Annotated in this window: 6 protein-coding genes; 5 read left to right on the top strand and 1 reads right to left on the bottom strand. The window is 62.7% G+C overall.

What is annotated here, in order from left to right:
• Window positions 1-505: 505 nt before the first annotated feature.
• The 4 genes from KGA96_RS13180 (at window position 506) to KGA96_RS13165 (ending at window position 6,585) form a co-directional block, all read left to right on the top strand.
• Window positions 506-2,332 (top strand): DUF1302 domain-containing protein, encoded by a 1,827-nt coding sequence (locus KGA96_RS13180; RefSeq protein WP_046043235.1) that lies wholly within the window; start codon window positions 506-508, stop codon window positions 2,330-2,332.
• Window positions 2,333-2,343: 11 nt separating this feature from the next.
• Window positions 2,344-3,681: a DUF1329 domain-containing protein gene (locus KGA96_RS13175; RefSeq protein ID WP_046043236.1), complete on the top strand. Its 1,338-nt coding sequence runs from the start codon at window positions 2,344-2,346 to the stop codon at window positions 3,679-3,681.
• A gap of 172 nt (window positions 3,682-3,853) precedes the next feature.
• Window positions 3,854-5,203, top strand: a complete 1,350-nt coding sequence (locus KGA96_RS13170) for a DUF1254 domain-containing protein (protein WP_046043237.1) — start codon at window positions 3,854-3,856, stop codon at window positions 5,201-5,203.
• On the top strand, window positions 5,200-6,585 hold the full coding sequence (locus tag KGA96_RS13165) for a DUF1254 domain-containing protein (RefSeq protein ID WP_046043238.1): 1,386 nt from the start codon (window positions 5,200-5,202) through the stop codon (window positions 6,583-6,585). Before KGA96_RS13170 ends, KGA96_RS13165 begins: the two co-directional genes overlap by 4 nt.
• A gap of 523 nt (window positions 6,586-7,108) precedes the next feature.
• On the opposite strand, the gene KGA96_RS13160 is transcribed toward KGA96_RS13165, so the two are convergent.
• On the bottom strand, window positions 7,109-9,082 hold the full coding sequence (locus KGA96_RS13160; protein ID WP_046043239.1) for an alkyl/aryl-sulfatase: 1,974 nt from the start codon (window positions 9,080-9,082) through the stop codon (window positions 7,109-7,111).
• 137 nt (window positions 9,083-9,219) lie between these two features.
• On the opposite strand from KGA96_RS13160, the gene KGA96_RS13155 reads away from it, so the two are divergent.
• Window positions 9,220-9,888: an ABC transporter ATP-binding protein gene (locus tag KGA96_RS13155; protein WP_046043240.1), complete on the top strand. Its 669-nt coding sequence runs from the start codon at window positions 9,220-9,222 to the stop codon at window positions 9,886-9,888.

Below are 9,888 nucleotides of genomic sequence, written 5' to 3'. Positions count from 1 at the left end.
GAGGCCGAGTGGAGGTTCTGCGCAGTGGGCAACCCGGCATGGATGCCGGGTTAGCCGCCCCCGGCCATGGATGGCCGATGGCGGCGGGCCCACGGAGCAGGACCGGAGCGAGGGCATGCCGAGCCACAGCGAGGCACCGAATGTCAGGGGCAAGAGCCCTTGGTTACTTGGGGCTTTTCCAAGTGACCCGCTGTAAGAGCGGAACCATAGGTGGCCGTTACCGCAGAAACGGATATGTACACCATCAAAAATCCATGCCGCCTGACACAAAGCCATCGCGAGCAAGCTCGCTCCCACAGGGATCTTCAGTGGCAACAAGTCTGAAGTAAAACCGGGGGACCCAATGTGGGACCGCATCCATGGAGACGGATATGCACACCTTCAGAAATTAACCGAGACCCCCGCAGATCTCCCGATGATTATTTTTTGTCGGCCATCGCTTGCGTGTCGCGCCCGATAGTTGGGCACCGTGTCCAGGCTGAGCAAACCTGACCGGAGCCCAATAATGATAAAAAAACGCTCGGCCACAGCCGGAGTCCGCCAACGACTTCACCGGCTTGGCCACACCCGCCCGCAACCCCTTGCGCTGGCGATTCTTGCCGTACTGACGGGGCCGACCTACGCCACCACTTTTGACATCAACGAAGACTGGAGCCTGTCGACCAAGACCAGCCTGAGCCTGGGCAGCAGCTGGTCTACGCAAAACCCCGACAAAAGCCTGATGACCCGCGCCAACGCCTTGCAGGCCCAGGGCGTGAATGCCAATGGCACCAGCGTCAGCGCCGACGACAACCGGCTGAACTTCGAGAGGGGCGACCCCATCTCGCAACTCTTCAAGGGCCTCACCGATGTCAGTCTCGATGGCCAGGGCCAGGGCGCGTTCATTCGTTTCAAATACTGGTACGACCACGCCTATGAAACTGGCAATGGCCGCTTCAAGGATTTCGATGATTCGGGCTGGGACGACCTGTCCAAGTTCAAGGGCTTCGAGGTGCTCGATGCCTACGTCTGGAAAGACTTCCAAGTGGCCGAGCATCCGCTGAGCGTGAAGGTCGGTAACCAGGTGCTGTCCTGGGGCGAAGCGCTGCTGATCCAGAACGGCATCAACGTGATCAACCCGCTGGACATCTCGGCGTTCAACCGTCCCGGCGTGGAAATCAAGGAAGGCCAGTTGCCGGTGGAGATGGTCTCCTTCAGCTTCGGCCTGACCGACACCACCAACCTCGAAGGTTTCTACCAGTACAACTGGCGCCCCAGCGTTCTCGATGGTTGCGGCACTTTCTTCGCCAGCAGCGATGTGATCCAGCCGGGTTGCGGGCCGCTGTTCCTGAGTCAGGTACAGACCGATCAACAGATGCAGGCCGCGGGTTTGTTCGCCACGTCCCGGGGCAACGAGTCGCCGTCCGACAACGGCCAGTTTGGCTTCGCCTTGCGCCAGATGATCCCGGCGCTCAACGATGCGGAAGCGGCGATCTACTACATCAACTATCACTCGCGGTTGCCGTATTTCACCATTAACGCCAGGAACACCGCCTTGCCCGGCACCTTCCCCGGTGGCATCCAGGGGCCGAGCTATGCGGCGGCTTTCCCGGAAAACATTCACCTGTACGGCATCAGCCTCAATGGCGTCGAGCCGGTCACCGGGATTTCCCTGGCCGGTGAGTTGAGCTACCGGCCGAACATGCCGATCGCGATCAACGCGCCCGACGTCAACGTCGCCGTGATTTCCGGGCCAGGGGGCAGTTCCTGGGTGCAGTTGCCGCCCGGCTTCAGCACTACCAATGGCAGCCAGTTCGATGCGTGGGAGCGCAAGGGCGTCTGGCAGCTGACCGGTTCGGCCACCCAGGCCATCGACAACGTGCTGGGCGCCACGCGCCTGAGCCTGTTCGGTGAAGCCGGGGTCGTGCACATCGAAGACCTGGGGGACGAGCGCCTGGGCCGTAACGCCGCGTTCGGCCGCAGCGCCCCGCGCAATGGCACGCCGTGCAACACGGTGGCTTCAGGTGTGACCAACCAATTCTGCACCGACAAGGGCTTTGCCACCGATTGGTCGTGGGGTTATCGCCTGCGCGCCAGCCTCGAATACAGCGATGTGTTGCCAGGCATCAACCTGATTCCCGCCCTCAACTGGCGGCATGACGTCTCGGGCTATTCCTACGATCCGCAAGGGCCATTCCAGGAAGGCCAGCAGGCGCTGGGCGTGAGCCTGACCGGCGTCTACATGAACGATTACAGCGTGGAACTGGCCTACAACACGTTCTTCGGTTCCAACGACTACAGCACCCTCGACGACCGCGATTTCGCATCCGTCAGCTTCAAGGCAGACTTCTAAGGAGAACCGTTATGCGTATGCAATTGTGCGTGCTGGCCCTGGCCTGCACCGTCGGCCTGGCTCAGGCCAAAGGCACCGATTCGACGGCACTGGGCAAGACCCTGACCCCCATGGGCTCGGAAATGGCGGCCAATGCCGACGGCAGCATTCCGGCCTGGACCGGAGGGCTTGCCGCCAACGCCGGTACCGTTGACAGCAAGGGTGGTTACAGCGATCCGTATGCCGCCGAGAAACCGTTGTTCACCATCACGGCGAAGAACGTCACGCAGTACGAGAAACTTCTCAGCCCGGGTCAAGTCGCTTTGTTCAAGCGTTTCCCGGACAGCTACAAAATGAACATCTACCCGAGCCATCGCAGCGCCAACTTGCCCAAGGAGGTACTGGCGGCCAGTCGTGAGAACGTCGCCAAGACCAGCATGGCCGACGGCGGCAACGGCTTGCACGACTATGCCAGGGGTATTCCGTTTCCGTTGCCCACCGAAGGCCTGGAGGTGATGTGGAACCACATGACCCGTTATCGCGGCGGCAGCTACGAGCGCATCAGCAGCTCGGCACTGGTGCGCGAAAACGGCGCCACCAGCTACGTGCGCAATCAGTCGCTAATCAACTTCGCCGACACCGTGGGCGGACTGGAACCGGGCTCGAACATCCTGTTCATGTTCAAGAGCCGGGTCCTGGAACCGGCGCGTCTGTCCGGCGAAGCGGTGCTGGTGCACGAGCCGATCGACCAGGTCGCCGAGCCGCGTTCGGCTTGGCAATACCTGCCGGGCCAGCGTCGCGTGCGTCGTGCGCCGATGATCGCCTACGACAATAGCGCCCGTTACAGCAACGGCCTGATCACCGCCGACAACATCGACGGCTACAACGGCGCACCGGACCGTTTCGACTGGAAACTGGTGGGCAAGCAAGAGCTGTTCATCCCTTACAACAGCTACAAGATCGGCAGCCGCGACCTCAAGTACGACGCCGTGATCAAGCCCAACCACGTAAACCAGGATCTGGCTCGCTACGAGAAACATCGGGTGTGGGTAGTCGAGGCGACCCTCAAGCCCGATGCCCGGCACATCTACGCCAAACGTCGCTTCTATGTGGACGAAGACAGCTGGCAGATCGCCCAGTCGGACCAGTACGACAGCCGCGGTGAACTGTGGCGCAGCGGTGAACTGCACGCGATCCAGCAGTACGACCACGGCTTCACCTACAACGTGCTGGAAACCTCCTATGACCTGATCTCCGGACGCTACTACGCCGGCGGCCTGGCCAACGAAGAGACCGAGCCGATGCGCGTGGGCTTCGCCGCCAAGACCGATGACTACACCCCGTCGGACCTGCGGCGCTGGGCCAAGTAACCATTCGCCAAACCACCGCAAATCCAATGTGGGAGCGGGCTTGCTCGCGAAGGCGGCGTGTCAGGCAGCAATGTAGTCGACTGACACTCCCTCTTCGTCGGAACGCCGCCCGGGGCAAGCCCGCTCCCACAGGGATCTGTGTGTGCTGATGTTTTGCTACAGGAGATCTGCCATGCGCTACTGGATATCCGCACTGGCCCTGGGCGCGAGCCTGGGCACTGTTCACGCCGCAACTATCGATCAACAACAGGCGAAAGCCCTGGCGCAGGAGGCCTACGTGTTCGCCTACGCCACCGTCGAACACGACAAGGTGCTCAGCGCCATCACCGCGAAACTGCCGTTCAATCGTCTCTACAGCGAACCGCGCCTGCTCGGTCCGCAAGACAACAAAGTGGTGTCGCCCAACAACGACACCTTCTATTCCCGCGCCTTGCTCGATCTGCGCGGCGAACCGATGGCGTTGGACGTGCCGGCTGTGCAAGGCCGCTACTACAGCTTCCAACTGGTGGACATGCGCACCGACAACCTCGACTACATCGGCACCCGCGCCACGGGGGATCAGGCGGGGCGCTACCTGATTGTCGGGCCGGACTGGAAGGGGCCTGTGCCATCGGGTTTCAGCGCTGTGATTCGCTCTCCGAGCCGGCTGGTCTTCCTGTTGGGACGGACCGAAGTCAAAGGCGAAGCGGATCAGAAAGACGCCGCGCAGGTGCTGAAGGGCTACGCCTTGCAACCGCTGTCCAAAGTGAATGGCAGCGCGACCCCTGAACCGTTGGCACCACTGCAACTGCCAGCGTACACGGACACCAAGCAAGGGCCGGCGCAGGCGCTGTTCAGTACCTTCAACGCGCTGGCCCCGTTGCATCAATGGACCGCTAGCGAACAAAAGAAACTGGCCCGTTTCGCCGTCATCGGCGTGAAGCCGGGGACCGAATTCCAGGCCCCGGCGGACTTGAGCGAAGCCGTCGCCCAAGGTGCCGAAGCCGGTCGCGAACAGGTCCGCGCAGCCTCCAGCCAGCTGTCGGTGGAACGGCAGGGCTGGTTGCCGTCGCCGTCCAACGTCGGCAAATACGGCGACGATGACCTGACCCGTGCCGCGGTCGCCTGGCGCTACATCTACGCCAACGATGCGGTGGAAGCGCTGTACCCGATGGCGTTGCACGATGCCGAGGGACAGGCGCTCACCGGCCAACACGCCTATCGTCTGCATTTTCCCGCCGGGCAAATGCCGCCGGTGAATGCGTTCTGGTCGTTGACCCTGTATGACGGCAAAACCCAATTGCTGGTGGCCAACCCGATCCAGCGTTACGCCCTGGGCGATCGTAGCCCTGGTCTACAATACGATGCCGACGGCGGCTTGACCCTGATCCTGCAGGCCGATGCGCCCAAGGCTGCGCCGCAGGGCAACTGGCTGCCGACGCCGCAAGGTACGTTCAACCTGCTGTTGCGCCTGTACCTGCCCAAGGGCGGGGCATTGGACGGGAGTTATCAATTGCCGACGATAACGAGGATCGAATCATGAACCTGATTTTCAGTCGCCGCCGGGTGCTGGGCAGCATGGGGGTATTGGGCGGCAGCCTGATGTTTCCGCGCTGGTTGCTGGCCGCTGATTCCGATGACCTGCGGCAGATTGCCAAAGAGGCGTGGATTTACGCCTACCCCATGCTCATGCATTACCAGACCATGGAAAAACAAGCGCTCAACGCGTCTGCGCCGGAGTACGTCGGCGGCTTCAACCGCTTTCGTCATTACGGCGAGTTGTTTACTCCGAACAACCGCGACATCGTCACGCCGAACAACGACACGCCGTACTCCTGGGCTTGGCTCGACCTGCGCAGCGAACCCCAGGTGTTGAGCGTGCCGGCGGTCGATGACGAGCGCTATTACGTGTTTCAACTGGTCGACCAGTACACCCACAACTTTGCCTATGTCGGCGTGCTCAGCACCGGTCGCGATGCGGGGAATTACCTGATCGTCGGGCCCGACTGGCAAGGCCCGACACCCGACGGCGTCAAGGCCGTGCTGCGCAGTGAAACCGAAATCGTCATGGTGCTTGGGAGAACGGGCCTGAAAAACGCCGAGGACCTGCCGGCGGTGCGTGCCTTGCAGCAGCAATACGGTTTGCGTGCATTGCATGAGTTCATCGGCAGTGCACCGCCCGTGGTTGCGCCGGCGATTGACTGGCGACCCTGGGACAGCAAGACCGGGTTGGGGCTGGAGTTTATCCCGGCGCTGAATCAGATCCTCAGCCTGTGCCCCACGCAACCGTCCGAACAAGCCTTGCGCGCACGCTTTGCGCGGATCGGCATCGTGCCCGGTCAGGGATTCGACCCGGCAACGTTGCCGCAAGCAACGCGCCAGGCATTGCTCGCCGGGATTCAGGACGCCCGGGCGCAACTGCAAACCGCGGTGAGCCAGGTACGCACCACCCTGGGCCTGTTCGGTACTCGCGAAGCGCTGAACGGCAATTACCTCAACCGCGCTGTCGCGGCGAATGTCGGCATCTACGGCAACAGCGTGGAAGAGGCCTTCTACACCGGCACTCGCCTGGATAATCAGGGGCAACTCTTGCAGGGCGGGCGAAGCTATCGCCTGCGTTTCGCACCGGGTCAATTGCCGCCGGCCAGCGAGTTCTGGTCGCTGACGCTGTATGACTTGCCGGACCGGCAACTGGTGGCCAACCCGATCAATCGCTACTGCCTGAGCAGCCGGGATCAGTTGCAAAAAGATGCGGACGGTGGGTTGACGTTGATCCTGCAGAACGCCGCTCCGCCAGAGCAGAGTAACTGGTTGCCGACGCCAGCGAGCGGGGCGTTCAGCTTGGTCCTGAGGCTGTATGGACCCGGGCAGCAGGTGGTCAATCAACGTTGGCAAATGCCGGTGGTTGAAGTGGTGTCTGCCTGAACCGCATCGCGAGCAGGCTCGCTCCTACATTGGATCAGTGTCGTTCACAATTGCTGTGAACAACCCGGTCCGCTGTGGGAGCGAGCTTGCTCGCGAAGGCTTTGTGTCAGGCGGCATGGATTTTTGATGGTGTACATATCCGTTTCTGCGGTAACGGCCACCTATGGTTCCGCTCTTACAGCGGGTCACTTGGAAAAGCCCCAAGTAACCAAGGGCTCTTGCCCCTGACATTCGGTGCCTCGCCGTGGCTCGGCATGCCCTCGCTCCGGTCCTGCTCCGTGGGCCCGCCGCCATCGGCCATGCATGGCCGGCGGCGGCTAACACGGCATCCATGCCGGGTTGCCCACTGCGCAGAACCTGCGCTCGGCCTCATGAGGGGGCGTGCACCGCAACAGCGTCCGAGGCGGCCTACCGGCCGGCCTTGTCGCGGGTTTCGTTCACCTGTGACATACCTGGTTGGCCGGTAAACCGCCATCGCGAGCAAGCTCGCGATGAAGGCGACGCGGTTTCCCGCGTCATCCGGTCAAGGGGTGACGATATTGAACTGCGGTGCAAACGTATCGAGGCTGCTCATCAACTCCCCGAGCTTCTTGCCATTGCCCTGCAACTTGATCAGGCCTTTCTGCATCGCCGTCGGGATATCCAGTTGCTTGAGGCTGATCTGTTCCAGGGTGGCCTTGCTCATGGTCACGCTGGCATCCGCCTGAGCATTGAGCCCGGCACGGTGGGTCAGCACGCCATTGCGCAGGGTCAGGTTGAAGTCCTTGTTCAGGTCATCGAAGGTCCAGTTCAGGGTCAAGTCATGGCCTACGGCCTTTTCACTGTCCAGGCGCACCGCCAGGAAGTCGAAGAACATCTGCGGGCTCATTGCCCGTACCATGTCCACCGATACCGAAGTGCCCGCATTGGGTGGTACGCCGTTGCGCAGTTCCATGGCGCCGGTCAGGTACATGTTGCGCCAGGTGGCGTTTTCACTTTGATAGCCCATTTGCTCCAGCGCCTGGGCCTGGGCTTTGCGGGCGTCGCCGTTGTCCGGGTTGGCGAACAGCACCTGATTGCCCAGTTGCGCGGCCCAGCGGTATTCGCCCTTGGCCATCGCCGCCTGCATTTTCCCCAGCACAGCCGCTTCGCCACCCATGGCCTCGACCGAACGCTTGGCCGTTTCCACTGGCGGCAGCGGATTGAGGTTGGCCGGGTTACCGTCATAGAAACCCATGTAGCGCTGATACACCGCGCGGGTGTTGAAACTCAGTGAGCCGTAGTAGCCGCGGGTGTACCACTTCTGGTCCAGGCTGCCGGGCAGCTTCTTGATCGAGTCGGCGATTTCCAGCGGCGTCAGGCCCTGGTTCAGCAGGTGCAGGGTGCGGTCGTTGAGGAAGGCGTACATGTCGCGTTGGTCGGCGAGGAAGGTGCGGATGCGCTCGCCGCCCCAGGTCGGCCAGTTGTGCTGGGCGAACAACACGTCGCTCTTGTCGCCGTAACGCGCCAGGCTGCCGTCCAGGTACTCGGCCCAGGCCTTGGCGTCACGCACTTGCGCGCCACGGGGGGTGAGGATGTTGTGCATCATTTGCGTGGCGTTTTCCGCCATGCACAAGGCGCGCAACTGCGGCAGGTACAGGTTCATTTCCGCCGGCGCCTCGGTGCCCGGGGTCAACTGGAACTCCACGTCGAGGCCGGCGATGGTGCGGGTTTCCAGTTCCTTGTCGATCAGGTCGGTGGGCGGGATCAGGGTGACCGTGCCGCCGCTCGGCGTGCTCTTGCCCAGGCCGGCATCGACCTGGCCTTTTTCGCCACGGGGCAGCAGGCTGCCGAACTGGAACTGCGCACGGCGGCTCATGGCGTTGCCGGCGTAGACGTTCTCGCTCATCACGTGTTCCATGAACCCGGCGGGGGCGAATACCTTGACCTTGCCGGCCTTGACGTCGGCTTCGTCGATGACCCCGCGCACGCCCCCGAAGTGGTCGACGTGAGTGTGGCTGTAGATCACCGCCACCACCGGTTTGTGCGGACGGTTCTGGTAGTACAGGTCCAGCGCCGCCTTGGCGGTTTCGGCCATGGTCAGCGGGTCGATGATGATCAGCCCGTCGTCGCCTTCGATGATGGTCATGTTGGCGAGGTCGAGGCCGCGCACCTGATACAGCCGAGGGCTGACTTCATACAATCCGGCATGGGCGCTGAGCTGGGCCAGGCGCCAGAGGCTCGGGTTGACCGACTCCGGGGCCTGGTCCTTGGCGAGGAAGTCATAGGCCTGGATATCCCAGATGACCTTGCCCGTGGCGTCCTTGACCTGGCCCTTGAACGGCGCGATCAGGCCCTTGGTGACCGACTCGTAGTCGGTGCGGTCGGTGAAGGGCAGTTGTTGCAGCACGGCGGCGTTACTGGCCGTGGTTTGCGGGCTGGCCGCGACCGGTCCATCGGCGGCGACCACCGATTGCGCAAGGCAGGCAGTGATCAGGCAAGTGAGCAGCCCACGAGGGCTCAAGGTGAAACGAGGCATGGCGTCTCCGTTTTTTGTCGTTATGGTCAGACCAGCTTCGAGGGTAGGGCGATGGGCGGTCGGGGCCATGATCGTCAGCGGACAAAAACCATTCAGGGCCGCTATCCTTGGGCCAGGCATATCCAGCAGGTTGACCCATGCTTGAAGTCCATGGCGTTTTCAAAAGCTACGCCACCCCGCAGGGGCCGCTGCCGGTGCTGCAAGGCGTCGACCTGACGCTCAGGCCCGGCAGCAGCCTGGCGCTGATGGGCGAGTCGGGCAGTGGCAAAAGCACCTTGCTGCACCTGATCGCCGGGCTGGACAAGGTCGATCGCGGCAGCATCCGCAGTGGCGAGCATCGCCTGGAACAGATGAATGAAGGGCAACTGGCGAACTGGCGTCGTACGGAAATCGGCCTGGTGTTCCAGCAATTCAACCTGATCGGCAGCCTGCGGGTCGAAGACAACCTGGCGATTCAGGCACGTCTGGCGGGGCGCCATGACCCACGCTGGCAGGCGCACCTGGTGCAGCGCCTGGGCTTGGGGGAGCTGCTGCGGCGCTATCCGGAGCAACTGTCCGGCGGCCAGCAGCAACGGGTCGCACTGGGCCGAGCGCTGGCATCGCGCCCCCAATTGCTGCTGGCCGACGAGCCCACCGGCAGCCTCGATGAAACCACCGCCGCCGAGGTGTTGCAGCTGCTGCTGGAATTGCTCGACGACAGCCCCACCAGCCTGTTGATGGTCACCCACAGTCCCGGCGTGGCGGCACGGCTGGCGGAAAAAGCCATGCTGTGCGGCGGTCGTCTGGCCGGTGCGGGAGAGCGCTGA

Source organism: Pseudomonas sp. GL-R-26 (genome assembly GCF_019947365.1).
Lineage (GTDB): Bacteria > Pseudomonadota > Gammaproteobacteria > Pseudomonadales > Pseudomonadaceae > Aquipseudomonas.
Note: the sequence above shows the minus strand (reverse complement) of the source record. Positions and strands in the feature narration are given on the sequence as shown.

Bases quoted from the DNA above. Each gene is read 5' to 3' on its own strand.
- KGA96_RS13180 (WP_046043235.1), top strand. From the start codon at position 506: ATGATAAAAAAACGCTCGGCCACAGCCGGAGTCCGCCAACGACTTCAC.
- KGA96_RS13175 (WP_046043236.1), top strand. From the start codon at position 2,344: ATGCGTATGCAATTGTGCGTGCTGGCCCTGGCCTGCACCGTCGGCCTG.
- KGA96_RS13170 (WP_046043237.1), top strand. From the start codon at position 3,854: ATGCGCTACTGGATATCCGCACTGGCCCTGGGCGCGAGCCTGGGCACT.
- KGA96_RS13165 (WP_046043238.1), top strand. From the start codon at position 5,200: ATGAACCTGATTTTCAGTCGCCGCCGGGTGCTGGGCAGCATGGGGGTA.
- KGA96_RS13160 (WP_046043239.1), bottom strand. From the start codon at position 9,082: ATGCCTCGTTTCACCTTGAGCCCTCGTGGGCTGCTCACTTGCCTGATC.
- KGA96_RS13155 (WP_046043240.1), top strand. From the start codon at position 9,220: ATGCTTGAAGTCCATGGCGTTTTCAAAAGCTACGCCACCCCGCAGGGG.